Source organism: Geobacillus genomosp. 3 (genome assembly GCF_000445995.2).
Taxonomy (GTDB): Bacteria; Bacillota; Bacilli; order Bacillales; family Anoxybacillaceae; genus Geobacillus.
This window is the reverse complement of record NC_022080.4, coordinates 2037756-2064086: the sequence shown is the minus strand read 5'-3', so window position 1 is coordinate 2064086 and position 26331 is coordinate 2037756. Positions and strand designations below refer to the sequence as shown.

Below are 26331 nucleotides of genomic sequence, written 5' to 3'. Positions count from 1 at the left end.
AAAATGGGAATGAGTTTTTTGCAGCTAGACCGGGTCACGTACCGGTACCAAAGTTCGAAACCGGTCGTTGACGGGGTCAGTTGGACGATCCGTGAAGGAGAGTTTCATTGTCTTGTCGGAAAAAGCGGCTGCGGCAAGACGACGTTATTAAAGCTTGCCGCCGGTCTTTTACGGCCTGATGAAGGGAGCATTTATTTACAAGGTCAAAAAGTGACGCAGCCTTCCCCTTCCATCGGCTACGTGTTTCAAACGCCGACCTTGCTCGAATGGAAGCGGGTCATTGACAACGTTCTGTTGCCGATCTCACTCAAACGAAAACCGACGAAGGAAGATTACGAGTTGGCGCACGATTTGCTTGAACGGATGGGCTTACGGTCCCATCGTGATCACTACCCGGCGCAGCTGTCCGGCGGGCAGCAAAGCCGGGTGGCGATCGCCAGAGCTTTGATTCAAAAGCCGGCGCTTTTGTTTTTTGATGAGCCGTTTGCGGCGTTGGATGCCATCACACGGGAAGAGCTGCAAGATGACTTGTTGACGCTTTGCCGGCTGCACAACACAAGCGTCTTGTTTATTACCCACGATATTGCCGAAGCTGTGTATTTAGCCGACCGCATCGCTGTCATGGCCGATGGCGGCATCATCTATTCGCTCGATGTCAACCTTCCGAAGCCGCGAGCGTTGGAAATGCGTTATGAGCCGAGGTTTAACGAGCTCTGTTTCCAAGTGCGGCAGGCGATGGAGGGGGCGAAGCGGTGAACAACTTTCGCGTGTATTCCGTCGCTTTATTCGTTTTGCTTCTTCTCGTTTGGGAGCTGGCCGCCAAACAAATGTCGCCGCTTGTTTTGCCGGCGCCTTCGGTCGTTGCCGCAACGCTTTTGGACGGAGTTAAGACCGGCTATTTTTGGCCGCACATCGTTCGGACAAGCTTGGAAGTGCTGCTTGGGCTTAGTGTAGGAAGCGGCCTTGGTCTTGTCGTCGGCATTCTCATGGGTGAAATGGAATGGTTGCGCAAACTGTTCTTCCCGTATGTCGTCGCCAGCCAAGCCGTGCCGAAACTCGCTCTAGCACCGTTATTTATTCTTTGGTTTGGGTTCGGCATGACATCGAAAGTGGTCATTACGGCTTTGATCTGCTTTTTCCCGTTGCTTGAAAATACGGTGACGGCGATTCAATATACTGATCGGAACAAACTGGAATTGTTTCGTGTGTTAGGCGCGACACGTTGGCAAACGCTCATTCATTTAAAACTTCCCGCCGGGTTGCCGAGCATTTTTGCCGGGTTTCGCGTTGCCGTTGTATTGGCGGTTGTCGGCGCGGTTGTCGGCGAATTTATCGGCGCCAGCGAAGGGCTCGGTGCGATGATTATCGCTTCCCAAGGGATGATGGATACCCCGCTTATGTTTTCTGTTTTGCTTTTATTAACGATGTTAGGGGCTGTGCTTTACCAGATGGTTCATTTCCTTGAAAAGCGATTGTTAAAACCATATAAAAAGGAGACCGGAAAATGAAAAGGAAAACGTTAGTGGCTGTATGGCTGCTGGTGGTTGCTGTTTTTTTGGCGGCCTGTGGTGCAGCCGGGCGGAATGATCAAACGGGCGGAACGGCGGGAAAAGCGAAAAAAGACAAAACAGAATCGCTGCGTGTCGCCCTTTGGAGCCAGCCGATAACTGAGCAGACGAACTTGCTCGTGGAAAAAGAAAAAGGCTTTTTTAAAGAAAAAGGGTTGAACATAACGCTCATCCCCGGCGCCGGCGGCGGCGATGCGATCAAAAACATTCTTTCTGGACAAGCCGATATCGCTTTTACGGATCCGGGTTCGCTCTTCTTTGCCCTGGACAAAGGGGCGAAGTTAAAAGTCATTTACAATATTTATCCGCAAAACGTTTTCAACGTCGTCTCGCTAAAAGACAAACAGATTACGAAACCGGAAGACTTAAAAGGAAAGAAAATTGGCGTGTACAGCTTGGCGAGCGGAACGCGGCAAAATTTATTAGTGTTGTTGCATCAAGCCGGGCTTTCGGAACGTGATGTGACTATTGTCGAGACCGGTTTATTAAACTTTGCCCCGCTTATGCAAGGGCAAGTGGACGCGACAGCGGCGACCGATACCGGGCTTGTTATGGCGAAAGAAAAAGGGCTCGGGGACGTCAACGTAATGGAAGTGAAAGACTATTTAAATATCCCGAGCGATGTCTTTGTCGTAACCGAGAAGACGTATAACGAGAAGAAAGAGTTGCTGCAAATGTTTTTGGAAGCGTATCGGAACAGCGCCCAATGGATGATCGACCATCCGGAAGAAGCGGCTTCGCTGGCCACAAAGTACGCCATCGATGGCAAGGATGAGCAGCGCAATTTGCAAATCATCAAGCTGCGAAATGGGTCGAGCGTGTCGCCGTTGACGGAAGAAAAAGGGTTGGGGGCGCTTGATGTCAACGTGCTGCAGCAAGCCGCGGACACGTACAAAACGTTAGGCTTAGTGAAAAATGACCTTAACATGGCGGAAGTCGTCGCCGACGATTTGCTGCCGCAACAGTAACGGAGGATCAAAATGGGAATGTTTTCAGGGAAAGTCATTGTTGTGACCGGTGCGAGCCGGGGCATCGGTGCGGCCATCGCCCGCGCTTTTGCCCGTGAACAAGGAACGGTGATTGTCAACTATTTGCAAAATAAGCAGGCGGCGGAACAAGTGGCCGCCGCCTGCGTCGAACTCGGCGGCGATGCCTGGGCTGTTCAGGCCGATGTCACTTCGGAATCGTCCGTCAAGCAGTTGATTGAGCAAGTGGTGATGGAGACAGGAAAAATCGATGTCGTTGTCAATAATGCGTTCGCGCCGTACGTATTCGACCCAGATGAACGCAAACTGGCGTGGGAGCTCGGATGGAAAGACTATCAGGCGCAAATCGACGGAGCGCTGCGCTCGACCCATTATATGTGCCAGGCGGTGATACCCATAATGAAACAGCAGGGCGGCGGGAGCATGATTAACATCGTCACAGATTTAGTCGCCCGCCCGGTCATCCCGTACCATGACTACACAACAGCGAAAGCGGCGCTCGTTGGCTACAGCCGCAACTTAGCCGCGGAGCTTGGGCCGTTTGGCATCCGCGTCAATTGTGTCGCTCCCGGTTTGGTTTACCCGACTGACGCCAGCCGACGGACGAAGGAAGAAGTGAAAGAAATGCTGATTGCCCGGACGCCGCTGCGGCGGATCGCTACCCCCGAAGATGTGGCCGGTCCGGTTCTCTTTTTGGCGTCGGACTGGAGCCGCTTTATGACCGGACAAACGTTATTTGTCGACGGCGGGCTAGTTATGCGCTAGCATTGCCGGCGTCCCGAATATATGTACGTGGAACAAGCTGTCCTTATAGAATGAATCGTTGGGGGCAGCTTTTTCCTCATTTTGTATATAGAACATTTCGAAAAATTATGTTATGATAGGAAATGGTTAGGGATTGTTAAAATGTTCCTAACATTTTATGCCCCGCGAAAAAGATGCCTGCTGCATTTCTCCTTGGAAAAGAGGGACAAACCTTGAACCTTTCATTGTTTTGGATGTTGTTCGCTTTCCTGATGTGCGGCATTTTGTTGCGTCATATCACGATTCTGGCTGTAAGGAATGAACGGAAAAAAAATTCATTCGTTTCCCAATACATACTTTTCTCGCTTGTCACCTTATGGTTCACCCCTCTTTATTTAAGCATTAAGTTAGCGGTTTTCTTCGGTGTTGGCCAATACGGGCTCGTCTTATGGTTTGTTCTTTTCATGCTTGGAGTCGTTTATGTCATGAAACGGACGGAAAAGGAAAGAAGGGCGCTGCGGGAGGAATGCCGCCATTAAGCAGGTCCGGTGCGACACACCGGCGTTTTGAACGATCGATTTCAATAGGGGAAGGCTGTTTTCAAAGGCGGATTGAATCGCCTTGAAACAGCCTTGTTTTTTTGCTGTACTGCCGCAGAAAAAGAATTATTCAAGTTCAAACGCCCAGTTGCCGCTGCGGAAAATCGGTTCGCGTTGGCCGTCTTTTGTCACGCCGTCAATGTTCAGCTGAGCCGAGCCGATCATAAAGTCAACATGGACGAGGCTGTCGTTGACGCCGCGGCGGTCGAGCTCCTCTTTGGAAAGCGACGCGCCGTTTTCGATATTGGTCGGGTACGCCTTGCCGAGAGCGAGATGGCAGGCGGCGTTTTCGTCAAACAGCGTATTGTAAAAAATGAGGTTCGACAGCGACACCGGAGACTGGTGCGGGACGAGGGCGACTTCGCCGAGGCGGCGCGCTCCGTCATCGGTGTCAAGCAAATGTTTAAGCGTTTCGTATCCTTGTTCAGCGCTGAAGTCGACGACTTGACCGTCTTTGAATGTGAGCGTAAACCGATCGATCACGTTGCCGTTGTAGTTGAGCGGCTTCGTGTTGCGCACTGTGCCGTTGACGCCGTCTTTATGCGGCATCGTAAACACTTCTTCGGTCGGCATGTTCGGATTGAAGCGGATGCCGCTTTGGCTTGTCGCCGCGCCGCCGTGCCAGACGTGGCCGTCGACGAGTTCGATGGTCAAATGGGTGCCTGGCGCTTCGTACACAAGCTGCTTGTATTGTTTCGCGTTCAAGTGATCGACAATGCGGGCGAGCCGGTCGTTGTGCTCTTGCCAGGCGGCGATTGGGTCGTCTTGGTCGACGCGGACGATATGGAAAATCGCTTCCCACAACTTGTCAATCGCTTCCTTTTCGCTATGGCCGGCAAACACTTTTTGCGCCCATGCCGCTGTTGGGACGGAAATGAGCGACCAACAGTTTCGGTCGGCCATCACAGCGCTCCGATAGTTGGCGAGCGCCTGGGACGCCGTTTTATTTGCCGTGGCGATGCGCGCCGGGTCGACGTCCTTTAACAAGTCCGGATTGGGAGCGTAAATCGATAAAAAGGCCGCCCCTTGTTCCACAAGCTCTTCCATCGCTCTTGCCCGCCACATCGGGTATTCAGAAAACGCCTCGGTCGGGGCGTGCGTAAATTTGATGTATGTCAGCGCTTCGTCGTTCCATTCGACGTATACGTGCTTCGCTCCGGTTTCGTACGCGGTTTTGGCGATTTTGCGGACGAGCGGCGCCGCTTCGAGCGGGGCGTTGACGAACAGCGTCTGCCCGGGCTGGACGTTGACGCCGACTTTCACAGCCAGCTCGGCGTATTTTTGTAATTCGTTTTCCCAACGATCCACTTCGGTCACTCCTTTTTTTGGTGTCAAGTCCACTTTAATACAATATTGTTCCCTTTGGCAACTTTCATACAGTTCGGTTGCTGGAATAAATGACATACTCCGGTCATAAACGTAATAGTAAAAGAGAAGACAGCAGGAAGGGAAAACGATGGAACAGCAGCGCCGGCATTGTCGTCCTACACGATGGCAATGCCGGCTTTTTCTACAAAAGGGGGGATGGCGGGAAGAGAAGGAGAGCATGGAGCGATGGCGGCCAAGCGAATGATACAACAGGGAGGAGAAACGATGAATGGCATCATTTTGGCGGAGCTCGTCCTTTACTGTTTGGTCATGGCGGTGCTTGGATATCGGTATGGAAGAAAAGAGATGAGCCACTCTGACTTTTTGCTTGGCGGAAAAAAACTTCCCGGCTGGGCGCTCGCGTTTTCCGAGCGGGCGACAGGAGAATCGGCCTGGCTGTTGCTTGGCTACACTGGGTTTGTGTTTGCGAGCGGCCTTTCTGCCATTTGGGTGGCCGTCGGCATTGTCATCGGCATCGTGTGCGCCTGGCTCTTTCTGGCCGATCGTTTCCGCCAAGAGGCGGAGCGGTACGGAGCGCTGACCTTGCCAAGCTATTTAGCCAAACGGTTCGGCGCCCATGGGCGGACGATTTTGTGGCTTTCGACGGTCCTTATTTTCAGTTTTATGATGTTTTACTTTAGCGCGCAAATTGCCGGAGCGGGCAAGACGCTGTTTACGGTGTTTCATATTGATCCGAAGCTTGGGATGGTCATCAGTGTGGCGATTGTTATCATGTTGTCGTATACCGGCGGCTTTGTCAGCGTCGTCTGGACGGATATGATTCAAAGTGTGCTCATGTTGGCGACGCTCGTGATTTTGCCCATTGTGGCGCTTTTGGAAATTTACAGCGGCGGCCTGTCCATCAGCGCAGCGCTTCATCAAGCCAAACCGGGCCTTGACTCATGGACGGGCGGGGCGGCTGGGTTTGCGCTCGGGCTATTGTTGTTTAACAATTTCGCCTGGTTTTTTGGCTACCTGGGCGGCCAGCCGCAACTAAGCGTCCGCTTCATGGCGTTAAAAGACGCCCGCGAAGCGAAAACGGCAAAGACGGTCGCCATTATCTGGACGCTGTTGGCGTATGGCGGCGCCTTTTTGATTGGTCTGGCGGCGGTCGCGCTTTACCAAAATCAATCTTTCGCCGATGTTGAAACGGTATTGCCGCACATGGCGCTCGATTTACTGCCGCCGTGGCTGGCGGGGCTGCTTTTGTCTGGCATTTTGGCGGCCATCGTGACGACAGCCGATTCCCAGCTGCTTGTGATCACCAGCTCCATTAGCGAAGATATTGTCCGTCGCTCGTTGCGCCTCCGCCTGTCGGAAAAGCAGCTTGTCGCGCTTTCCCGCGCGGTGGTGGTCGTGGCCGGGCTGCTTGGTTTGGTGCTGGCGATGACATCGGAATCGCTTGTGTATTTCATTGTCAGTTGGGCGTGGGCGGGAATCGGCTGCACGCTGTCGCCGGCGATTTTGCTTTCCTTCTTCTGGAAACGGTATTCCGGCGTCGGCGTCATCGCAACGATCGTCGCCGGTTTTGTCAGCACGATTCTTTGGATTTCCTCGCCGCTTGAAGCCATCATTAGCTCACGGTTTGCGACATTTGCCATTGCGCTGGCGGCCGGGGTGCTGTTTAGCCTGTTGTTCCCTGATCGGCAGCAGGCGAGGTAGCCTGTCGGGCGGCTGATACGGATGCCTCCCCCGCGCGTCAGGGGGAGGCATCGCCGTCATGGCTGTTCGCTGTCGTCAAACATTGGTCCATGAGACTTTTCCGTAAAAACTTTTTGTCGCCATTGTATGCGCGCCTAGGAACAAGGAGAAAGATTCATTCACAAATGGGACAAGCTACTTCCGTCCGGTTGCGCCCGTTTTGCTTGGCTCGATAAAGCGCCTGATCGGCAAGGGAAAGAACGGTTTGCGCGCCTTCATTTGGTTGTGGGACGGTGACGGCGGCTCCGACGCTGACCGTAACAACACAAGCAGCGGGCGAGGAACCGTGCGGAATGGCGAGCCGCTCGACGTTTGCCCGTATGGCCTCGGCGGCTGCCGCTGCTTCGGACGGCGAAGTGCGCGGCAAAATGACGGCAAATTCCTCTCCCCCATAGCGCGCCGCTGTCCCACCGTATTGTTCTGCCGTTTGTTTCAGCGACAAGGCGATTTGGCGCAAACAGTCGTCCCCGCATTGATGACCGTACGTATCGTTGAACCGTTTGAACGCATCGATGTCGACCATCATGACGGCAAACGGCGCTTTATGCCGCTTCGCACGTTCCCACTCGTGGACGAGGCGCTCATCGAATGAACGGCGGTTGGCGATGCCGGTCAATCCGTCAAGCGACAGCATATGCTGTAGCAAATTTCCCCTTGCCATCGTCCCGTTTCGAGCAATGATGTCCATAATTGGGCGTAAAATGGTTTCCCGTGTTTCCCCGATTGCCAGAGGCGCGGTGTTTTTCCGAGCACATCGTCTTTGCTGTAGCCGGTGATGGCCGTAAACGCCCGATTGACAAAAAGAATGCAGGCGTCGGCATCGGTCACCATAATCCCTTGGCTCGTATGTTCGACAATTTGCTCGTACAAGTGATCCATTTGCCTTAATAACATGTTCTTTCTTTTCCCCTCCATTGAATCGTTCCTTTTCTCTAAAAATTAACATTGTTTATTTTATTTTCCGGTATAAGAGGCAAGACGTCAATCCTTTTTCCTGTGTAAAAAGACCTAATATGATGAGAGGGATTGGACAGTCATGGTTTCGTCATAACTTTTTGAATATATCGTGAAATGGTGAGCAACCTTGCTCCGCGAGGCGAAAAAACGATTAAGATAAAAGTGTAAGGAACATTTTCCAAAATGAAAGGGGAGAAACACGATGGTTGTCAAATGGCTGCGCGAACACGTCACGGCGTCGGCGTTGATGGTCGTCTTCCGCTTGTATTTAGGGTATGAATGGCTCATGGGAGGATGGGAGAAAATTACGCATGGCTTTGATGCAACCGGGTTTTTGAAAGGAGCGTTGGCGAAGGCGACCGGCGAACATCCGGCCGTGCAAAGCTGGTGGGCGGCGTTTATCGAAAATGTGGCGCTGCCGAACGTCGGGTTGTTCAACTTCCTCGTGCCGTGGGGCGAATTTCTCATTGGGATCGCACTCATTCTCGGGTTGTTTACGACATTTGCCGCCCTCATGGGAGCGGTGATGAACTTCGCCTTTATGTTCTCGGGCACGACGAGCACGAACCCGCAAATGGTGCTGCTGACGGTGTTCATTCTCGTTGCCGGGGCGAACGCGGGCCGCTACGGTTTGGACCGTTGGGTATTGCCGTATCTCCGTGAGCGGATGGGCAGCACGCATCGCCCGAATCATCCGCACCGTCCGGCTGCAGCGCACAAATGACGATGGCATACTGACCAAGCCGTGCCGAATACCTCCTTTTCCCAACGGCCGCTCCTTCTCCGAATGGAAGGGGGCGGCCGTTTACCGTTTTTTTCGGAAGCGGAAGGAAAAACACGGATGAGTGCGGAAAAAGAATCATACGATGTACTGGCAGCACGTTTGAAACCGCTTCCTGTTATACTGACCGGTTAGCATTTTCGAAAGGACGGTGGGAGACATGAACCAAACGCGCCCGTATTGGCCGAGCGGGCTGCCGCAGGAGCTCCGCTATGTGCTCGGTGAGCAGCCGCTCTACAGTTATTTGCGCCATCGCGGCGAGCAGGAGGGGGACAGGCCGGCGTACATTTTCTATAACAAGGTGATCACGTGGGGAACATTGCTCGATCACGTTCACCGTTTTGCCCGTTATTTGCGGGAAAAAGGGGTGGGGAAAGGAAGCTACGTCGCTTTGTACATGCAAAACTGCCCGCAATACATCATCGCCCACTTTGCCATTCAGCAGCTCGGCGGCATCGTTGTTCCGCTCAATCCGATGTACCGTGAATCCGAACTGGCCTACTTTTTCACCGAAGTGCCGTTGGCGGGCGTTGTCGCTGGTATGGACGGAGTAGCCCGTGTGAAACAGGCGGAGCGGGAAACGGCGCCGCTGTCGTTTATCGTGTCATGCCATTACGGCGATTACGCCGATCCGTCTGGGGAGATCCCGCTTTGCGCCGAGCTTGTGCAGCCAAAAGGGACGGAGAGCGGTGCAGATGATTTTGCGGCTGTCGTCGCCGCCCATCCGCCGTTTGATGAGGCCGCTTCCATTGACTTATGGAACGATGCCGGGCTGATCATTTTTACCTCAGGGACGACCGGGCGGCCGAAAGGGGCGATGCTGACGTACGGCAACGCGCTGTTTAAGACGGCCGCATCCGCGCAGGCGAACCGGCTGACGGAAAAAGCGGAAGTGCTGATGGCCCATTCGCCGCTTTGTCATATTGCCGGGATGGTGATGGGGTTGAATACTCCGGTGTATACCGGCCACCCGTGCGTGCTGTTCACCCGCTTTGACCCGCTGGCGACGATCAAGGCCATCGAAGCGTACAAGGTGACCGCCTGGTACAGCATCGCCCCCATGAACGCTGCTATATTGCAAGTGCTGCCTACGACTTCGGCTGACGTGTCAAGTTTAAAACGTAACTTGGCCACCAGCTTCGGCCTGCCGGTGACGAAAGACCTTGCCGAGCGGTGGGCGGAGGCGACCGGCGGATGCCTGTTGTACGAAGCCGCCTACGGGTTGAGCGAGACGCATACGTGCGACACGTTCATGCCGGATGACCGTGTGAAATTTGGGTCGTGCGGCATCCCGACATATGAGACGGACATCCGCATCATCGACCCGGAAACGAAACGGGAGCTTGGGCCCGGGCAGTCGGGGGAAATTGTTGTCAAAAATCCGGGAGTTTTTCAAGGCTACTTCCGCCGCGATGAGGCGACGAAAGAAACGCTTAAAGACGGCTGGGTGTACACGGGTGATATCGGCTATATGGATGAAGACGGCTATTTGTATTTTCAAGGGCGGTTGAAGGAAATGATCAAAGTGTCCGGCTACAGCGTCTTCCCGGAAGACGTCGAGGCGCTGTTGAACGAACACCCGGCTGTCAGGCAATGCGCGGTGATCGGCGTGCCTGACCCGATGAAAGGGGAAGTGCCGAAAGCGTTTGTTGTTCTCCATGATTCGTATAAAGAGAAGGTGGCGTCGTCTGATTTGATCGAATGGGCGAAAACGCATATGGCGGCGTTCAAATATCCGCGTTATATCGAGCTGATTGACGAGCTGCCGGCAACACCGTCAGGAAAAGTGCTGCGAAAACTGCTGCCAAGAGAATAACATAGCGGCGGGGGTTGGCGAGGGCCGCCCCGCCTTTTTCAAAAAAGGGGGGTCACGGTTGGAGAAGTTGCGGCAATTAACAGACGAACTGATGGCGAAAAAGGCGCGCGCTGCGCTGGGCGGCGGCGAAGAGAAAATCGCCAGGCAACATGAAAAAGGGTTGCTGACGGCCAGAGAACGAATCGCCTTGCTCGTTGACCGAGGGACGTTTGTCGAGTTCGGGCAACTGAACACATCCGACCAGCCGGGATTGGAAGAAACGACGTACGGAGATGGACTTGTCGCCGGCATCGGCAAAGTGGACGGCCGTCCGGCGGTCATCATCGCCGGGGATAAAACGGTGCTCGCGGGAACGGAAGGGAGCGTCCATTTGCGCAAGTCGCGGCAGATGCATGCGTTGGCTGTGCGCAACGGCTTGCCGATGTTTTTCCTCCATGAAGGCGGCGGGTTGCGCATGCCGGACGGAATGGGGTCGGATGGGATCAGCGACAAATTGTTTCCGCGCGAGCTGCTCACCCACCACCGGCAAGTGCCGACGATGGCGGCGATTTTGGGAGACAGCTACGGCGGGCCGACATGGACGGCGGTCAGCTGCGATTTTGTCACGCAACTGAAGGGGACATGCATGGCGATCGCCGGGCCGCGCATGCTCGAACTGGCCAACGGGCAGCGCGTCGCCCCGGATGAGCTTGGCGGCGTCGACATCCACCATCAATACACCGGACAGATTGACGCCGATGGCGAGACAGAGGCAGAATGCATTGGGCAACTAAAAAGGTTTTTTTCGTACATGCCGCAACACGCAGATGAACGGCCGCCGCTGCGGAAGACGGACGATGACCCATATCGGATGGTTGAGGAAGTATTTTCAATTTTGCCGGACAAACGAAGCCGCGTCTATGATATGCGAAACATCATCGCCTGCCTTGTCGATGACGGCGACTATTTTGAGTGCCAGAAACAATTCGGCAAGGCGCTGATCACTGCTTTGGCGCATCTGAACGGCCATGTGGTCGGCATCATCGCCAGCCAGCCGAACCAATACGGGGGAGCGCCCGGGCCGCAGGAATGCCAAAAGGCGACGGAATTCATTTGCCTGTGCGATTCGTACCATATTCCGCTCATCTTTTTGCACGATACGCCTGGCTTCCGCATCAGCGTCGAGGCGGAAAAAGCGAAAATGGCAACGAAAATTATGGTGTGGAATCAGGCGCTTGCTCTATCAACCGTCCCCAAAATTTCGGTTGTCATCCGCAAAAGCATCGGTGCGGCGTACGGCAATATGTGCGGACCGGGAATGGGGGCGGATGTTGTTGTCGCCTGGCCGAGCGCGGAAATCAACTTTACGGGTCCGGAAGTCGGCGTCAACGTCGTATACGGCCGCGAGCTTGAACGCGCCGGCCACCCGCATGAGCGCCGCCAAGAACTGCTCAAGCAGTGGTCGTTCGACAGCTCGCCGTACGGGGCGGCGCGCAAACATTTGATTGATGACGTCATCCATCCGGCAAAGACGCGGAAATTCCTTTGCCAAACGCTCGAATATTTGCTTGCGTCCAAGCGGGAAAAAAGCGAGCGGTTGCTCGCTTCTTGGCCGACGGGGTTTTAGTAGAAAGCAGAAAGAAGAAAGGGTGGGCCAAAGGCGGTAGGCCCCCTTTTTCTACTTGGTTCCAAATATGCGGGCCGGAACTGCATGCGTCTCGTAAAAGAGGCGGACTTTTGGCGCGATGCTGCACAGTCTTCGATAAGCCGGCAGCTATCAAACTAACACAGTAGGATGTTGAAAATCAGGAAGGACATTGACAGTCTGTTGGAAATCGCATATTCTTTAATTAGAAAGTTATCTAAATATCGAAAAACTCGTCTTATATTTAGATGATTTCTTAAATATCTAACTACAAACATGCCAAAAACAGACAGCGAAAAAGCAGCGATGAATGAAAGGCCTCTTTTAGCGGCTCGTTTGACTTTTGCAGATGCATCCAAAACTCGTTCGCAAGGTGGGATTCCTGTTGTCATTCAACGAAGCGTTTAAAGCGATTGCCGACCCGACGCGCCGGAAAATTTTATCGTTGTTGCGAAAAGGGGATTTAACGGCAGGGGAAATCGCCTCGCATTTCGATATGCAAAAACCGAGCGTATCCCATCATTTGAAGGTGTTGAAACAGGCCGATTTAGTGCAAGACCGCCGCGACGGCCAACACATTTACTATTCGCTCAACACGACGGTGTTTCAAGATTTGCTTCGCTGGTTTTACGACTTTGTCGAAAAGGGGGAGAGACATGATGAAGAGTAATCGGCTTGCGGTCGCGCTCACTGTTTTCGCTTATGTCATCAGTTTGGCCGCCATTCCTTATTTGCCGGATCAAGTGGCCATTCACTGGAACGCAGCGGGTGAAGCCGACGGCTTCAGCAACAAATGGGTTGGCGCGTTTTTGCCGCCTTTATTGATGACAGGTCTCCTTATTTTTATGAAAGTATTGCCAAACTTTGATCCGAAAAAGGCCAACTACGGCCGGTTTCAAAAAAGCTACGGCATTGTCAATGCGGCGCTCGCCTGCTTTTTCTTGAGCCTGCATATCGTAACATTGGCGTACAATCTCGGGGTTCCGGTCGATGTTGGACGGCTTGCGCCGCTTGGCGTCGGGGTGCTGTTTATTGTGCTTGGAAACTACATGCCGAAAATCAAACATAATTATTTTATCGGCATCCGTACGCCGTGGACGTTAGAGAGCGAAACTGTTTGGAACAAGACGCACCGCCTTGGCGGCAAAGTGTTCATTGGAATGGGAGTGTTGTTGATGTTGACCGCGTTCTGGCGCGGGGACATCCAATTTGTTCTTTTGATGTTCGTCATAGTGTTTGGCAATTTGTATTTGATTGTCCAATCGTTTCTTTATTTTCGGAAAGAGCAGCGCAAACGTTCCTAAATAAGCGGAAGGGGGAGATCATATGGTCATGGCGGGCGCGGTGGCGCAGTTATGCATTTCGTTGTTCGTTCCCATCGGACTTGTATGGTACGGAAGGAAAAAAGGATGGCTTTCGTGGAAAGCGCTTGGCATCGGTGCGTTGATCTTTCTCGTTTTCTCGCAAGTGTTGGAAAAAGCGCTTCACATCGCCGTACTCGAACCGGGACGCCCGGCGTTAAAAGGAACGGACAACGTTTGGCTTTTCGTTTTGTATGCGGCGCTCGCCGCCGGCGTGTTTGAAGAAATCGGCCGTTATGTCGGGTTTCGCTGGCTGTTGAAACAAAAACGCGCATATGTCGATGGGCTGTCATTCGGGCTTGGCCACGGCGGGACGGAAGCGATTTTGCTTGGCGTGTTTGGCGCCGTGAACACGATGGTGCTCATGAGCCTCATCCAAACAGGCGCTTTTGACAAAACGATCGCCCCATCGCTTCCGGCAGGACAGGCGGAGCTGATCAAGGAACAAGTGCTGCATACGCCGTTTGCGCTGTATATCGTAGGCGGCTTGGAACGGCTGTTGGCGCTTGCGGTGCATGTCGCCTTGTCACTGCTCGTTTTGCTTGGGGTGCGCGAGCGGCAGTTCCGCTATGTCGTTTATGCCATCTTCATCCATGCGGCGATGGACGTGCTGCCGGCGCTCTACCAGGCGAAAGTCATCACGAACGTCTGGGCGGTCGAAGCGGTGCTGCTCGTTTGGGCGCTCGCGGCTGTTTTGTTCACCCGCCGTATAAAACGAGCATTCGAACAGGGAGGGAAGAAACGGTGATTCGCGTCAAACGGCTTGACCATGTGCAAATTTGCATTCCTGTTGGCGCCGAAGACGAAGCGCGCGCTTTTTACACCGGTGTGCTTGGTTTTCAAGAAATCGAAAAGCCCGAGTCGTTGAAGGCAAATGGCGGGATTTGGTATGAAGTCGGCGATATTCAACTTCATATTGGAGTAGAAAACCGAGACGGCTACAACAGCAAAAGCCATCCAGCCTTTGAAGTGGAAGATGTGGAAGCGGCGCGCCGCTATTTGGAAGAGCGAGGCGTCGCGACGCAAGACGAAAAACCGATCCCGGGGGTAAAGCGGTTTTCGTTTCGCGATCCGTTCCACAACCGGATCGAGCTGCTAGAAAAAATCAGGTGAAACCGTGCTTGAGGCGGGAAGGGCCGCTTTCCCCTTCGCGGTCGTAAACCCGTTTCATTCGGGGCATGCTAGGGGTGAAGGAGGGGATGGCGATGAAACGGAAACCGGACGACCAACGCGCCGGGCAGCCGGCCCACGCCGCCGACACTCGGACGGCAGGCCGGACAGCGATGAAGGAACAAACGGTGCAAGAGGCCTACAAGCAGCGGGAAGAGCTGACGGCCGATTAAATCAAAAAGCGGGAGAAAGGGCGATTCCTTTCTCTCGCTTTTTTTTGCGGTTAAGCATGCTCTTCTAAGCTTGCGACCGGCACGCTTTGCTTTTGGCTTGGGTTGTCAAGCGGGTGGATCGTCGCTACGCCTTTTTGCTGATCGACATGTTCGATGTAAATGCGCTGGCCGTTGTATGTGACGTTTGCCATCACCGGCGACGACGCGATTTCTTGCGCCCGACGGGCATCCATCTCGAGCACCTCCTTTTTGCCGATAACACGTATAGTATGACATGCCTGCGATTGGATTATGCATGTAGCTGAAGGTGAAAAATCGATAATTTCCAAAACAATGTGCGAAATAATCAGCTAACAAAATCGATCATCTTTTCCTAGCCGATTCACACGTTTTAATGTAAACTGTTTTTTATAATAAGTTTACATAAAGGGGGATGGGGATGAAAACCGAACTGACCGCGCAACTGCACGAATGGGAACAAAAAGCGCAAAAGCGCCAGCTGCGCCGGGCAGAGGCGTCAGGCGCTTCGGTCATTCTAAACGGAAGGCGGATGTTGAATCTGGCATCCAACAATTATTTAGGATTGGCCGATGACAAGCGGCTTGTCGAAGCGGGCTGCGAGGCGATGCGTGTATATGGGGCTGGAGCAGGCGCATCGCGGCTCATCGTCGGCAACCATCCGCTCTATGAGCGGGCGGAAGCCGCATTGAAACAATGGAAAAAGACGGAAGCGGCGCTTATTTTCAACAGCGGCTATACGGCCAACATCGGCGTATTGACAGCGTTAGTCGGCCGCGATGATCTTGTTTTTAGTGACGAGTTGAACCATGCGAGCTTGATTGATGGCATCCGATTGAGCAAAGCCGCCTGTTTCCGCTATCGGCATAACGACATCGACCAGCTGGAGACGTTGTTGAAGCAATCTCCGCCCGGTAAGCGGAAATGGATCATTACCGATGCCGTTTTCAGCATGGACGGCGATATGGCGCCGCTCGAGGAGCTTGTTGAGCTGAAACGGCGTTACCGCGCCGTTTTGGTCGTCGACGAAGCGCACAGCGGCGGCGTGTTCGGGCCAAACGGCGAAGGGTTGCTTCACCATGTCGGGCTTGAGAAGGAAGAGGATGTGATCGCCATCGGCACCTTCAGCAAAGCGCTCGGCAGCTTCGGCGCGTATGTAACGGGCGAGCCGTGGCTGGTCGACTATTTGATCAACAGCGCCCGCAGCCTAATTTTTACGACCGCCTTGCCGCCGGCGGTTCTCGCCGCCAATGAAGCCGCCATTCATATTGTCCAAGCGGAGCCAAAGCGGCGTGAGCGACTGCACGCCTTAAGCGAAACATTCCGCGCAAAATTGAAGCGGCTTGGATTTGACATAAGCGGCAGCGAGACGCCGATCGTTCCGGTGATTGTCGGCCCGAACGATCGGGCGGTGGCCATGAGCGAGCTGCTGCAAGAAGCCGGCATCGCGGCTGTCGCCATCCGGCCGCCGACCGTCCGTGAGGGAACAGCGCGCATTCGCTTTTCCCTCACCGCTGCGATGACGGAAGAAGACATTGAGATGGCCGTTGACTGCATCGCTTTGGCAGGAAAGCAGATCGGATTGATTTCATAGGGGAAAACAGCATCACGATGAGGGAAGGCGTGAAAGAAGAAAAAACCAGCCGGGCGTTTTGCCGGCTGGTTTTTTCGATCGGGATGACAGGATTTGAACCTGCGACCCCACGCACCCCATGCGTGTGCTCTACCAAGCTGAGCTACATCCCGAAATGGTTTGTCAGACATACTTCATTATACAAGAAAAACGGGATAAGATCAATGGCTAATTTTTCAGGAAACCAGAAGAAGGATGCCGTTGTCGGCATCCCCGATGTTAACAAAAGAGAAGGCTTCGTCTGTCAGGGCTGTGCCGCCGAATGAGGTTATGCCATCGATGAAACAATTTGCTCCAACTGTTCACGAATATCGCCGCGGCATGCTCCGCCGTGGTAACAGACGACCGTCTCGATGTCAAAGTCAAGCAATTTTCGGACAGAGCGCATGGCTTCGTCCATATCGGGCGTGAAGGCCGGATTCGGCCCGTAAAGCCGCCCGTCTTCGGCGGTGAGGGCGTCGCCGGCGATCAACAGGCGGTGTTTCGGCGAATACAGGCTGATATGCCCTGGTGTATGTCCAGGCGTTTCGATGACCGTGATGCCGCCATACGGGAGCACGCAGCCGTCTGTCACCGTTTCATCAACGGGTGCTTTCGGCAGGCGGGCGGCAAGCTGTTTCATCGCGTCAGGCAGCGAAGCCCATCGTTCAGGAGGCATTTGGTTGCGGTCGAATTTCAAAATCGTTTTTTCGCCTTCAATGTACGGTTTCTCGATCGGATGGGCGTAGACGCGAACGCGATGGGACAACGCCTGCTTGATTTCCGGCAGGCTGCCGATATGGTCGATGTCTTGGTGGGTGATGATGACGGCCTGCAATGTTTCCGGGTCAATGCCGGCTTTTGTCATGGCGTTTTGAATCGGCTCCCATTGCCCCGGTGTGCCGGTATCGATGAGCACCGTTCCTTGTTCACCGGCAATGACAACCGGGTGGTACACGCTCTCCCTGCCGAATGATTGCACCCGCAGTTCCAGCATCATGACGCCTTGGGCGATTTGCATCATTTCATCTCCTTATGAACGTGTTTTTCTCTATCCGCCGGTTCCATGCTTTTGCCATAGAGGATTCGCCCCCCAATTATACGACAAAGCATGCAAGATGTCCCGCAAAGAACTCGTGATGGGAGCGGGGCGAACTGTTGAGGAGCTTGGGAAAATCAACTCGCCTTGCATGCTCCTCACCTCTTTTTCATTATACTTGAAACCGTTCTCCCTTGCCTACAACAGGTTGTTGAGAAAAAAGAAAGCGCTAGGTTGCCGGGCAGCGTTCAAGTATACTAAAAAGAAAAGAGGAAAGGAGGCCGTTTTGCTGCCGATGCCGGAAAAAGGGCAGCCGTTCACCTATGCGCAATACATGATGCTCGACGAAGATGTACGCTATGAGGTCATTGACGGCCAAGTCTTCAACATGTCTCCCGCTCCGACGCCGAAACATCAGGCCGTGCAACGTGAATTGTTGGTCGAGTTTGCGGCCTATTTGCGGGGGAAAGAATGCACCGTATTTGGCGCTCCGATCGACGTTTGTTTGGCGGAGAGGGATGATCCGGAACAAATTCGCGAATGGGTTGAGCCGGATCTTGTCGTTGTCTGCGACAAAAGCAACATTCGCGGAAAACGAATTGTTGGCGTGCCGGATCCCGTTGTGGAGATTATTTCAAAATCAACGGTGCGCAAGGATAAAATCGTCAAATTTCACCGTTACGAGCGGGCAGGGGTGAAAGAGTATTGGATTGTCGATCCGGTGAATGAGACGATGGATGTCTATGTGCTCGAAGAAGGGAGATTCCGCCACCAAGGGATGTATGTCCGCGATGATACGATTCCTGTCCGTCTGTTTCCCGGATTTGCGATCGAATTAAAAAACGTATTTGCCGAAGAAGAATAAGAAAAACGGCTGCTGTTCAAACCGCATGCTCCCCTTGTTCGTTTGTCGCGGGCGGATCCATCAGGCGGGGGGCAAGAGGCTGCCTGCGGGGGAATCGATGGCTGTTTGCCACACACTTGGGCATAGAAAAGGAAAAAACAGGCGATACTAACGATCGGTGATGCCTGTGTACAGTCAAGAAGAATTGGTCCGCTTTGTCGAAGAAGCGAAACAGTACGCCCGCTATGGAAAAGTAGCCGATTACATTCCCGCCCTGGGCAAGGCCGATCCGAATGAACTGTCGATCGCTGTATACACCCCGGACGGCAAGGTGGCGAGCGCCGGAGATGTGACGGTGAAAGTGACGCTGCAAAGCATCTCGAAAATCATCACGCTTGCCCTTGTCTTAATCGACCGCGGCGAAGACGAGGTGTTCCGGAAAGTCGGCATGGAGCCGACAGGCGACCCGTTCAACTCGATCGCGAAGCTCGAAGAAGTGCAGCCGGCCAAGCCGCTCAATCCGATGATCAACGCGGGGGCGCTGGCGGTGACGCATATGATCCGCGGCCGATCGGTCGAAGAGCGGCTTGAGCGGCTCTTAGCGTTCGTCCGCCGCCTCGCGGGCAACGAACGCATTTCGTACTCCGACGAAGTGGCCCGCTCCGAATTTGAAACAGCGTTTTTAAATCGTTCGCTTTGCTATTTTCTCAAGCAGCATCGTATCATTGATGAAGATGTCGAAGAGCTGATGGATTTGTACACGAAGCAGTGCGCCATCGAAATGACGTGCATCGACTTAGCGCGCATCGGCTTGGTGTTCGCGCTTGACGGGCGCGATCCGCATTCGGGCGAGCGGCTCATGCCGCTTGATGTCGCCCGCATTTGCAAAACGTTCATGGTCACGTGCGGCATGTACAACGCATCCGGCGAATTTGCGATTAAAATCGGCATCCCGGCGAAAAGCGGCGTCTCAGGCGGCATTCTCGCCGCCGTCCCGAGCCGGTGCGGCATCGGCATTTTCGGCCCGGCGCTTGACGACAAAGGAAACAGCCTGACCGGAGTCAAGCTGCTCGAGCGGTTGGCGAGAACGTATTCATTAAGCATTTTTTAAGGAGGAGACGAACATGAAAACGTTTACTGTCCAATTCCATCGTGAAGACGACGTCGAAGCGATGAACGTCGGCAAACTGAGCCAAGATGAGTTCGATAAGGCGACCGAAGGCGGGACGCGGCATTTGTTTGACCTTGACACCAATATCGGTTATTTCGTCTTTTTCGATGCCGAGGACAACGAAGGCAACGTATCGTACTTAATGCTTCAGTATGAAGAAGACAACGAAGACCCAAGCGCGTGCTACAGCTTTGAGCTGAAAGACTTTTACGAATTTATGGCGCTCTACTTAAACGACCTTGAATTCGCCGACGAAGAAGAAATGACAGAAGACGGCGAGGAAGAATATGGACCGATCCACCATCTGGCCCATTTGCTTTACCATATCGTTGAGGAAGGGAAGACGGTGGAAGTGTGAGAGGAGGATCCCGGGCGAGCAGTCCGGGATTTTTTGTTTGTATGACGGGTAAAAAGTGATTAAATTCAGCGGCGACTGAATATTTATAAATTGCTAGGGAGGTGATGCACCGGCGTGCGGTGAGGTGCTGTGAATGGCTTAGGGAGGGAAAAGTGGCGCCAAAGGGAATTTCTTCGCTGAGGGAGTGAGCAAGGGGTGTCGACAAAGCCATTCGTAGTTCCAAGACTTTCAGCCATGATGTTTCTTGAGTTTTTTGTTTGGGGAGCTTGGTATGCGACAGGTGGATTGGTGTTAGCCAAAAGTGGTTTATCTTCCATCATCGGCACAGTATATTCAGTTGGTGCGATTGCTGCGATTATTGCCCCGTTTTTCTTAGGAATGGTCGTTGACCGGTTTTTTGCCTCTGAAAAAGTGCTTGGTCTTCTCCATATTGTTGGTGGGATTTTGCTTTGGTTAATTCCCGGACAAATTAAAGCAGGAAACGGAACTGCTCTCGTTTGGCTAGTTTTCACTTATATGCTTACGTACATGCCAACTTTGGCGCTGACGAACAATGTAGCGTTTCATAACATTCCGGACAGCGTGAAACATTTCCCTGTCATCCGTGTATTTGGGACAATCGGCTGGATTGTTGCAGGTCTTCTTATTGGGCAGCTCGGTTTTTCCGACCATCCAACAATTTTTCAAATCGCAGCCGGTGCTGCCATTTTGCTCGGTCTTTTCAGCTTTACATTGCCGCATACCCCGGCCCCGGCGAAAGGGAAACCGTTATCGGTCCGCGATTTGCTTTGCCTTGACGCGCTACAAATGCTAAAAGATAAAAACTATCTTGTCTTTATTGTATGTTCGTTGCTCATTTGCGTGCCGTTAGCTGTTTACTACTCGTTTACTTCACCGTTTCTTGGCGCGGTCGGTTTTCAAAACGTCGGCAGTGTCATGACGATTGGGCAGATGTCAGAGATTTTCTTTATGCTCTTGATCCCATTCTTTTTCCGTCACCTTGGCGTGAAATACATGCTGCTTGTTGGCATGATCGCCTGGACTGCCCGCTATTTGTTGTTCGGTTTCGGGGCGCCGGCGGAGGCAACGTGGTTCATGTATTTAGGTATTGCTCTCCATGGTATTTGCTATGACTTCTTCTTTGTCACGGGATTTATTTATGCTGAACAAAAAGCGGGGGAAAAAATCAAAGGACAGGCGCAAAGCTTGCTAGTGCTGTTCACGCAAGGGATTGGCATGTATTTTGGAAACATGATTGCTGGTCAGTTGTTTAATTCGATAGTGACTGCGCAAGGGAAGGATGCCTTAGTCCAATGGCAAACATTTTGGTTTTATCCAGCCATTGCCGCCGCAGTCATTGCTGTTGTTTTCTTTGTGCTCTTTAGAGAAAAAGGACTATCAGCAGAGTCAACAAAGACATATGATAACGCCAAAGCATAGCGGCTGGAGAATGGGGAAGGGGCGCAGAAAATTTGCCTTCCCCTTCCCTGCCTTGTCCGGCGGCAATTGTGAGGGGGAGACTATGAAAATTGTTTTGTTAGGATACGGCAGCATGGGCAAAGTGCACTTAAATGCCTACTTGCGGATGAAAAATGTTGAGGTGGTAGGCATATACTCGACCTCAAACCGCGGCCGTGTGCACGATATTCCATTTGTTAACTGTCTCGATGATGCCCTGAACTTAGATGCCGAGGCGGTTGATATTTGTCTTCCTACATTCCTGCACCGCGGCGCTTTTGAGAGGGCGTTAGCGAAAGGAAAACATGTTTTTCTGGAAAAACCGGTCGCCCACACGTTTGAGGATTTGCAAGCGATGAAAGAAGCTGCAGCCAAGTCCGACAAGAAAGTGATGGTCGGTCAAGTACTTCGTTATTTCCCCGAGTATCGAAGGTTAAGAGAACGCCTTGATCCGACGAAACCAACAAGCGCCTTATGTTCGCGCCGCGCCAAACTTCCTGAAGGGATGGGAGATTGGTTTTTAGATTGTTCGAAAAGTGGAGGGGTTATTCTCGATCTGTCACTGCACGACATCGATTATTTGCGCTGGGTTCTTGGCCCGGTGAGCAGAATCTATGCGCAAACTGATCGTGAGCATTATTACGCGCTCATTACAATGCGCCATCAAAACGGGTCCATCTCTCGAATCGAGGGAAGCTGGCGATATCCTGGGGGATTTGCACAGGAGATTGAGCTGGCACAGGAAGGGCAGCTCTTTTCCTACAGCAATAAACAGTCGGCTCCGCTTCATGTCTATACGGAAAGAAGTCCAGAATCGGAGGCTGTCGAACTGCCGGCGGTCGCGTTGAGAAACGACCCATGGTATAAGGAGCTGAGCGATTTCATAACGGCCATCAAGGAAAACAAGGATGTTCCTATCCCTTTCGAAGAGGCAATAGAAAGCACAACGCTCGCCTTGTTGGCGATTGAATCAGCCCGTCGAGGGCAACCGATCGCTGTTGAGTGAAAGGAGCTAGAATATGAGAGTTGGTGTTCTTTCTGCAGCCCATGTCCATATTGACGCGTTTTCATGCACTTTAAACCGTACAGATGGCGTACAGTTTGTAGGCATTTACGATGACAATGAAGAACGGGGAAAGAAAAAAGCGATTGAGCATGAGACGAGTTATTTCAGTCATCTGAAAGATGTTTTGGACCAAAGCGATGCGGTCATCATTTGTGCGGAAAACGCGCGGCATGAAGAGTTGGCTCTCGCGGCGCTGGAGGCGAAAAAGCATGTTCTTTGCGAAAAGCCGCTGTCTATATCGACGGCAAGTGCGGAGAAAATGGCTAAAAAGGCTGACACAGAACAGCTTGTGCTAGCCACCGCCTTCCCAATGCGTTTCAACACCCCTGCCCTTCAATTGAAAGAGGCGCTAGCGAACAAAATTATCGGCAATATTCTCGCTTTCCACGGCACAAATCAAGGGCAATGCCCGGGCGGATGGTTTGTTGATGGGAAGTTAGCCGGTGGCGGAGCGGTCATGGACCACACTGTCCATCTTCTTGATATGATGCGCTGGCTGCTAAAGGCAGAGGTAAAAACCGTCTATGCTGAAATAGGATCCTTTCTTTGGTCGCCGTATGGAATTGATGATGTCGGCCATATTCAATTGGAATTTGACAATGGTGTTATCGCTGACATTGACCCAAGCTGGTCTCGACCTCTTGGCTACCCGACCTGGGGTGGATTGACCTTACGGGTAACGGGCACAAAAGGGACGATTGATTTTGACGGATTCGCTCAAATTATTTCGTCGTATGATCGACAACGGACAAGTTGGAACTATTGGGGGGATGACGAATACAGCTGGATGATAAAAGGGTTTATCGATGCCATTTACGGCAGGCCGACAGAACTGGCAAGTGCATGGGATGGGGTCGCTGCGGTGAAAGTGGTGGAAGCTGCCTATCTTTCAGCCCGGGAAGGGGAGGTAGTTGAACTGAAATAGGGGATGCTTCCAAATATAAGGAAAGAAAAAATGGATGCTTCACCGTCAGAATAACGAAGCGCAGGGGGACGTGGGGAACGGGCCGGGGGAAACTAACCGCTTCGCCTTGGGCTGCGGGGAGATATGATCGTTTTGAAACGCGAAACGGTGAACAAATCGTTCTATCCCCCGCTTGTCGTTCATATGCTAATGACAGGCGCTGGACAGAAAGGACGCAGCCTTTCGCAGCTCTTGAAGTCCAGTTGGTGCCAGTCGTCTTTTGGATTATTTGTTCTGAAAATTTACACTATTTGGAACAATGGGAGCGGAAAGGGGGTGGGAGCAGGCTGGTTGTTTCGATCTTGCGCAAGGAGGTGAGAGGAGTGCGTTTTGACCGCCCTTTTGAAGGATATGCCGTAGGCGAGCGCCATCGTTCGCGCGGGCGGACGGTGACGGAAGCTGATATTGTGCAATTTGCTGGCGTTTCCGGCGATTTTTATCCGCTCCATCTCGACCGCGAGTACGCACGGCAGACGCGGTTTGGCGAACGGATCGCCCACGGGATGTTAACGCTGTCCGCGGCGACCGGGTTGTGGGTGATGGAGCCGGGGTGTGTGCTCGCCTTTTACGGCATCGATGCGCTCCGTTTCGTCCGTCCAATGAAAATCGGCGATACGATTTACGTGGAATCGGAAGTGAAGCAGCTGACGGAACGGAGCGAGGAAGCCGGGCTCGTGACCGTGCATCAACAAATCGTCAACCAGCGTGGGGAAACGGTTGTCGATGCGATCGTGCATGTTCTCGTGGCGCGGGAAGGGGGCCGCTAGGCGGTCGGTGAACGTCCTTTCCAAGCCAAAGGCCAGAAGAAAGCAGGACGGCTGAGTTTTCCACAGTTGGCAGCTGGCGCAGGTGCAGTGTTGGTTTGGAAGCTGGTCAGAGGGTTATTTTGGAAGCGCTAACAAGCCGGGTGATTAGCGGCTGAGGCCGCTTCAGCTATCATTCATCCATTTTTCGATCGGTTGATTATGGCGAAAGGAGTGTTGGCAGTGGCAACAACGATGATCGATGCCGCCGAATTGAAACGGCAAAAAAGGCGGGCGGCGATTTCGAGCGTGGTCGGCACGACGATTGAATGGTATGACTTCTTCCTTTATGGGACGATGGCTGCGCTCATTTTTCCGCAACTGTTTTTCCCGCAAAGCGATCCATACGTGGCCCTTATGCAGTCGTTTACGACGTTTGCCTTAGGGTTTGTCGCGCGGCCGGTCGGGGCGGCCATTTTCGGCCATTTCGGCGACCGCATTGGACGGAAGGCAACATTGGTGGCCACCTTGCTGTTGATGGGGCTGGCGACGGCGTTGATCGGCTTGATGCCGACGTATGAACAAATCGGATTATGGGCGCCGGTGTTGGTAACCGCTCTTCGCCTCATTCAAGGCATCGGGGTCGGCGGCGAATGGGGCGGCGCCATATTGATTGCGATGGAATGGGAAGAAGGCAAGCGGCGCGGGTTTATGGCCTCGCTGCCGCAAATGGGTGTGCCGTTTGGGCTGCTGTCGTCTTCCCTTGTCACGACGCTCATGTTGGCGGCGGGCAGCGATAGTTTTTACGCATGGGGCTGGCGCATTCCGTTTCTCGTCAGCTTTCTGCTCATTGTCATCGGGTTGTACATCCGGCTGAAAGTGTTGGAGTCGCCGCTGTTCCAAGAAGCGATCGCCAAACAAGAAACAAGCAAAATGCCGGTTGGCGAAGTGCTGGCCAAACACCCGCGGGAAATCATTTGGTCGGCGCTGGCGCGGGTGATTGAAAACGGGTCGTTCTATATTTTTGTCACGTTTATCGTCAGCTATGGGACGACGTTTTTGAAAATGGAAAAAAGCATTTTCGTCAATGCGACGATTATCGCCGCGGTGATCAATGCACTTTCCATTGTGTATTCCGGCCATTTATCCGACCGGTGGGGGCGCCGCCGCGTTTACATGACGGGCACGATTTTGCTGATGCTTTGGGCGTTCCCGTATTATTGGCTGGTGAATACGAAAAGCGTCGCCCTGATTCTTCTGGCGACGATCGTCGCCATGGTGTTCCACGGCATGCTGTATGGCCCGCAGGCGGCCATGATCGCGGAAAACTTCCCGACGCGTCTGCGCTACAGCGGCGCTTCGCTCGGCTACCAGCTGGCGGCCATCATCGCCGGCGGCCCGGCCCCGCTCATCAGCACGTGGCTGCTGCACACATATGGCAGCGCGACCGCGATTTCGTTCTACATCGTGGTCATGGGATTGATTTCGCTCGTCGGAGTCAAAATGCTTCAAGACCGTGCGCGCCAGGCGATTGATTAATCGGACTGAACTCCATGATGGGCGCCTTTGCGTTCGGGCAAAGGCGCTTCTTCCTGTCGCCTGCTAAGGATGCCCCTTACACGTTCATGCTCATGATCATGGTTTTCTGCTTGAATCCGAATGTTTCATACAGTTTCATGGCTTGATTCCCTGCATATACACGCAAACGAACCTCTGAATATCCATCCTGTTTAAGATGTTCGATGGCGGTTTCGATTAACTTCTTTGCAATTCCCTTTCCCCTGAATTCTTCCAAAACAAACAACTCGTAGATGAATCCATATATTTTCTCAGTAAGCGGGTCTTGGCTTGCCCCGATTAAAATCCAACCCATGAGCTGATGGTCCTCTGTTGCGATCAAATAATAGCCCCCTTTCTGCAATAATGGTTCAATCAGTTGTTTGACCTTTTCATCTGACGGTTTTGCCTCGCCTAATGTGCCTTCGAATAATGCTTGTGGTGTGAGTGATAAAATCTTTTTGTATTCCGAATCGTTTGGTTTTCTAATTTCCATGGAGTTCTCCTCTCCCAACTATCGCACCAACATGCGTAAAAACTCTTTTTTCCACTCGACCTCCTCTCTTTCAGTATACCTCATTTTGCCAAGAAGGGAAGCCGCCATCGGATTGTCATGCCGACACAGCAACTCCATCCGATCGAGTGTTTATGGA

General features: G+C 52.9%; 29 protein-coding genes, 1 tRNA gene and 1 pseudogene. 23 read left to right on the top strand and 8 right to left on the bottom strand.

Annotation, left to right across the window (positions count from 1 at the left end; genetic code table 11):
• Positions 1-9: 9 nt before the first annotated feature.
• The 5 genes from M493_RS10175 (at position 10) to M493_RS10155 (ending at position 3837) form a co-directional block, all read left to right on the top strand.
• Positions 10-756 (top strand): ABC transporter ATP-binding protein, encoded by a 747-nt coding sequence (locus M493_RS10175; protein WP_020960252.1) that lies wholly within the window; start codon positions 10-12, stop codon positions 754-756.
• Positions 753-1508: an ABC transporter permease gene (locus tag M493_RS10170; protein WP_020960251.1), complete on the top strand. Its 756-nt coding sequence runs from the start codon at positions 753-755 to the stop codon at positions 1506-1508. The genes M493_RS10175 and M493_RS10170 overlap by 4 nt, the downstream gene beginning before the upstream one ends.
• Positions 1505-2536, top strand: coding sequence for an ABC transporter substrate-binding protein (locus tag M493_RS10165; protein ID WP_020960250.1), 1032 nt, complete (start codon positions 1505-1507; stop codon positions 2534-2536). Before M493_RS10170 ends, M493_RS10165 begins: the two co-directional genes overlap by 4 nt.
• A 12-nt stretch (positions 2537-2548) precedes the next feature.
• A complete protein-coding gene (locus tag M493_RS10160) occupies positions 2549-3319 on the top strand; it encodes a 3-oxoacyl-ACP reductase (RefSeq protein WP_020960249.1) in 771 nt (256 codons plus the stop codon).
• A 212-nt stretch (positions 3320-3531) separates the two neighbouring features.
• Positions 3532-3837, top strand: coding sequence for a hypothetical protein (locus tag M493_RS10155; RefSeq protein WP_020960248.1), 306 nt, complete (start codon positions 3532-3534; stop codon positions 3835-3837).
• 126 nt (positions 3838-3963) lie between these two features.
• Here M493_RS10155 and M493_RS10150 read toward each other — a convergent pair whose 3' ends face one another.
• Positions 3964-5205: an aminopeptidase gene (locus M493_RS10150; protein ID WP_020960247.1), complete on the bottom strand. Its 1242-nt coding sequence runs from the start codon at positions 5203-5205 to the stop codon at positions 3964-3966.
• Positions 5206-5490: 285 nt separating this feature from the next.
• Here M493_RS10150 and M493_RS10145 point away from each other — a divergent pair, with 285 nt between their 5' ends.
• The gene (locus M493_RS10145) at positions 5491-6927 is read left to right on the top strand and encodes a sodium/proline symporter (protein ID WP_023817661.1); all 1437 of its coding nucleotides are present in this window, start codon (positions 5491-5493) and stop codon (positions 6925-6927) included.
• 154 nt (positions 6928-7081) lie between these two features.
• Here the strand turns inward: M493_RS10145 and M493_RS10140 are convergent, their stop codons facing one another.
• Both M493_RS10140 and M493_RS17395 read right to left on the bottom strand, forming a co-directional pair.
• Positions 7082-7612 carry a diguanylate cyclase gene (locus M493_RS10140; protein WP_158413368.1) on the bottom strand — a complete coding sequence of 177 codons (531 nt, stop codon included), beginning with the start codon at positions 7610-7612 and terminating at the stop codon, positions 7082-7084.
• A complete protein-coding gene (locus M493_RS17395) occupies positions 7579-7860 on the bottom strand; it encodes a PAS domain-containing protein (protein WP_158413367.1) in 282 nt (93 codons plus the stop codon). Before M493_RS17395 ends, M493_RS10140 begins: the two co-directional genes overlap by 34 nt.
• A gap of 265 nt (positions 7861-8125) precedes the next feature.
• On the opposite strand from M493_RS17395, the gene M493_RS10135 reads away from it, so the two are divergent.
• From M493_RS10135 to M493_RS18700, 8 genes are all read left to right on the top strand, one after another.
• Positions 8126-8647 carry a DoxX family protein gene (locus M493_RS10135; RefSeq protein WP_020960243.1) on the top strand — a complete coding sequence of 174 codons (522 nt, stop codon included), beginning with the start codon at positions 8126-8128 and terminating at the stop codon, positions 8645-8647.
• Positions 8648-8864: 217 nt separating this feature from the next.
• Complete coding sequence (locus M493_RS10130; RefSeq protein WP_020960242.1) at positions 8865-10520, top strand: class I adenylate-forming enzyme family protein; 1656 nt, start codon at positions 8865-8867, stop codon at positions 10518-10520.
• A gap of 58 nt (positions 10521-10578) precedes the next feature.
• Positions 10579-12126, top strand: coding sequence for an acyl-CoA carboxylase subunit beta (locus tag M493_RS10125; protein ID WP_020960241.1), 1548 nt, complete (start codon positions 10579-10581; stop codon positions 12124-12126).
• A 403-nt stretch (positions 12127-12529) separates the two neighbouring features.
• Positions 12530-12814 (top strand): autorepressor SdpR family transcription factor, encoded by a 285-nt coding sequence (locus M493_RS10120; protein ID WP_020960240.1) that lies wholly within the window; start codon positions 12530-12532, stop codon positions 12812-12814.
• Positions 12801-13448 carry an SdpI family protein gene (locus M493_RS10115; RefSeq protein WP_020960239.1) on the top strand — a complete coding sequence of 216 codons (648 nt, stop codon included), beginning with the start codon at positions 12801-12803 and terminating at the stop codon, positions 13446-13448. The genes M493_RS10120 and M493_RS10115 overlap by 14 nt, the downstream gene beginning before the upstream one ends.
• Before the next feature lie 22 nt (positions 13449-13470).
• The gene (locus M493_RS10110; protein ID WP_020960238.1) at positions 13471-14253 is read left to right on the top strand and encodes a YhfC family intramembrane metalloprotease; all 783 of its coding nucleotides are present in this window, start codon (positions 13471-13473) and stop codon (positions 14251-14253) included.
• Positions 14250-14618: a VOC family protein gene (locus tag M493_RS10105; protein WP_020960237.1), complete on the top strand. Its 369-nt coding sequence runs from the start codon at positions 14250-14252 to the stop codon at positions 14616-14618. The genes M493_RS10110 and M493_RS10105 overlap by 4 nt, the downstream gene beginning before the upstream one ends.
• 92 nt (positions 14619-14710) lie before the next feature.
• Positions 14711-14848 carry a hypothetical protein gene (locus M493_RS18700; protein ID WP_020960236.1) on the top strand — a complete coding sequence of 46 codons (138 nt, stop codon included), beginning with the start codon at positions 14711-14713 and terminating at the stop codon, positions 14846-14848.
• A gap of 50 nt (positions 14849-14898) precedes the next feature.
• Here the strand turns inward: M493_RS18700 and M493_RS10100 are convergent, their stop codons facing one another.
• Positions 14899-15081: a small acid-soluble spore protein H gene (locus M493_RS10100; RefSeq protein ID WP_020960235.1), complete on the bottom strand. Its 183-nt coding sequence runs from the start codon at positions 15079-15081 to the stop codon at positions 14899-14901.
• Between the two features lie 206 nt (positions 15082-15287).
• Here M493_RS10100 and bioF point away from each other — a divergent pair, with 206 nt between their 5' ends.
• Positions 15288-16460, top strand: a complete 1173-nt coding sequence (gene bioF / locus M493_RS10095; protein ID WP_020960234.1) for an 8-amino-7-oxononanoate synthase — start codon at positions 15288-15290, stop codon at positions 16458-16460.
• 78 nt (positions 16461-16538) lie between these two features.
• Here bioF and M493_RS10090 read toward each other — a convergent pair.
• Both M493_RS10090 and M493_RS10085 read right to left on the bottom strand, forming a co-directional pair.
• Positions 16539-16612 (bottom strand) — tRNA-Pro (locus M493_RS10090).
• 155 nt (positions 16613-16767) lie between these two features.
• Positions 16768-17499: an MBL fold metallo-hydrolase gene (locus M493_RS10085; RefSeq protein ID WP_020960233.1), complete on the bottom strand. Its 732-nt coding sequence runs from the start codon at positions 17497-17499 to the stop codon at positions 16768-16770.
• A 307-nt stretch (positions 17500-17806) separates the two neighbouring features.
• Between M493_RS10085 and M493_RS10080 the strand changes: the two genes are divergently transcribed.
• The 8 genes from M493_RS10080 to M493_RS10045 all read left to right on the top strand — a co-directional run bounded on the left by M493_RS10080 (position 17807) and on the right by M493_RS10045 (position 25660).
• Positions 17807-18382 (top strand): Uma2 family endonuclease, encoded by a 576-nt coding sequence (locus M493_RS10080; RefSeq protein ID WP_041267939.1) that lies wholly within the window; start codon positions 17807-17809, stop codon positions 18380-18382.
• A gap of 160 nt (positions 18383-18542) precedes the next feature.
• Positions 18543-19472 (top strand): glutaminase A, encoded by a 930-nt coding sequence (glsA, locus tag M493_RS10075; protein ID WP_020960231.1) that lies wholly within the window; start codon positions 18543-18545, stop codon positions 19470-19472.
• 13 nt (positions 19473-19485) lie between these two features.
• Positions 19486-19890, top strand: a complete 405-nt coding sequence (locus tag M493_RS10070) for a hypothetical protein (protein ID WP_020960230.1) — start codon at positions 19486-19488, stop codon at positions 19888-19890.
• A 234-nt stretch (positions 19891-20124) separates the two neighbouring features.
• A complete protein-coding gene (locus tag M493_RS10065; protein WP_081713494.1) occupies positions 20125-21330 on the top strand; it encodes an MFS transporter in 1206 nt (401 codons plus the stop codon).
• Positions 21331-21412: 82 nt separating this feature from the next.
• Positions 21413-22354 (top strand): Gfo/Idh/MocA family protein, encoded by a 942-nt coding sequence (locus M493_RS10060; RefSeq protein WP_020960228.1) that lies wholly within the window; start codon positions 21413-21415, stop codon positions 22352-22354.
• A gap of 13 nt (positions 22355-22367) precedes the next feature.
• A complete protein-coding gene (locus M493_RS10055) occupies positions 22368-23339 on the top strand; it encodes a Gfo/Idh/MocA family protein (RefSeq protein ID WP_020960227.1) in 972 nt (323 codons plus the stop codon).
• 362 nt (positions 23340-23701) lie between these two features.
• Complete coding sequence (locus M493_RS10050) at positions 23702-24145, top strand: MaoC/PaaZ C-terminal domain-containing protein (RefSeq protein WP_020960225.1); 444 nt, start codon at positions 23702-23704, stop codon at positions 24143-24145.
• 219 nt (positions 24146-24364) lie between these two features.
• The gene (locus M493_RS10045) at positions 24365-25660 is read left to right on the top strand and encodes an MFS transporter (protein ID WP_020960224.1); all 1296 of its coding nucleotides are present in this window, start codon (positions 24365-24367) and stop codon (positions 25658-25660) included.
• 76 nt (positions 25661-25736) lie between these two features.
• On the opposite strand, the gene M493_RS10040 is transcribed toward M493_RS10045, so the two are convergent.
• On the bottom strand, positions 25737-26174 hold the full coding sequence (locus M493_RS10040; protein WP_020960223.1) for a GNAT family N-acetyltransferase: 438 nt from the start codon (positions 26172-26174) through the stop codon (positions 25737-25739).
• Between the two features lie 21 nt (positions 26175-26195).
• Positions 26196-26297: pseudogene (locus tag M493_RS19050) on the bottom strand (DUF4351 domain-containing protein); the annotation flags it as partial.
• Positions 26298-26331: the final 34 nt, after the last annotated feature.

Excerpts from the sequence above, each read along its gene's own strand:
- M493_RS10175 (WP_020960252.1), top strand. The coding sequence starts at position 10 with ATGAGTTTTTTGCAGCTAGACCGGGTCACGTACCGGTACCAAAGTTCG.
- M493_RS10165 (WP_020960250.1), top strand. The coding sequence starts at position 1,505 with ATGAAAAGGAAAACGTTAGTGGCTGTATGGCTGCTGGTGGTTGCTGTT.
- M493_RS10160 (WP_020960249.1), top strand. The coding sequence starts at position 2,549 with ATGGGAATGTTTTCAGGGAAAGTCATTGTTGTGACCGGTGCGAGCCGG.
- M493_RS10145 (WP_023817661.1), top strand. The coding sequence starts at position 5,491 with ATGAATGGCATCATTTTGGCGGAGCTCGTCCTTTACTGTTTGGTCATG.
- M493_RS17395 (WP_158413367.1), bottom strand. The coding sequence starts at position 7,860 with ATGTTATTAAGGCAAATGGATCACTTGTACGAGCAAATTGTCGAACAT.
- M493_RS10135 (WP_020960243.1), top strand. The coding sequence starts at position 8,126 with ATGGTTGTCAAATGGCTGCGCGAACACGTCACGGCGTCGGCGTTGATG.
- M493_RS10130 (WP_020960242.1), top strand. The coding sequence starts at position 8,865 with ATGAACCAAACGCGCCCGTATTGGCCGAGCGGGCTGCCGCAGGAGCTC.
- M493_RS10115 (WP_020960239.1), top strand. The coding sequence starts at position 12,801 with ATGATGAAGAGTAATCGGCTTGCGGTCGCGCTCACTGTTTTCGCTTAT.
- M493_RS10110 (WP_020960238.1), top strand. The coding sequence starts at position 13,471 with ATGGTCATGGCGGGCGCGGTGGCGCAGTTATGCATTTCGTTGTTCGTT.
- M493_RS18700 (WP_020960236.1), top strand. The coding sequence starts at position 14,711 with ATGAAACGGAAACCGGACGACCAACGCGCCGGGCAGCCGGCCCACGCC.
- M493_RS10100 (WP_020960235.1), bottom strand. The coding sequence starts at position 15,081 with ATGGATGCCCGTCGGGCGCAAGAAATCGCGTCGTCGCCGGTGATGGCA.
- bioF (WP_020960234.1), top strand. The coding sequence starts at position 15,288 with ATGAAAACCGAACTGACCGCGCAACTGCACGAATGGGAACAAAAAGCG.
- M493_RS10085 (WP_020960233.1), bottom strand. The coding sequence starts at position 17,499 with ATGCAAATCGCCCAAGGCGTCATGATGCTGGAACTGCGGGTGCAATCA.
- glsA (WP_020960231.1), top strand. The coding sequence starts at position 18,543 with ATGCCTGTGTACAGTCAAGAAGAATTGGTCCGCTTTGTCGAAGAAGCG.
- M493_RS10070 (WP_020960230.1), top strand. The coding sequence starts at position 19,486 with ATGAAAACGTTTACTGTCCAATTCCATCGTGAAGACGACGTCGAAGCG.
- M493_RS10065 (WP_081713494.1), top strand. The coding sequence starts at position 20,125 with ATGATGTTTCTTGAGTTTTTTGTTTGGGGAGCTTGGTATGCGACAGGT.
- M493_RS10060 (WP_020960228.1), top strand. The coding sequence starts at position 21,413 with ATGAAAATTGTTTTGTTAGGATACGGCAGCATGGGCAAAGTGCACTTA.
- M493_RS10055 (WP_020960227.1), top strand. The coding sequence starts at position 22,368 with ATGAGAGTTGGTGTTCTTTCTGCAGCCCATGTCCATATTGACGCGTTT.
- M493_RS10040 (WP_020960223.1), bottom strand. The coding sequence starts at position 26,174 with ATGGAAATTAGAAAACCAAACGATTCGGAATACAAAAAGATTTTATCA.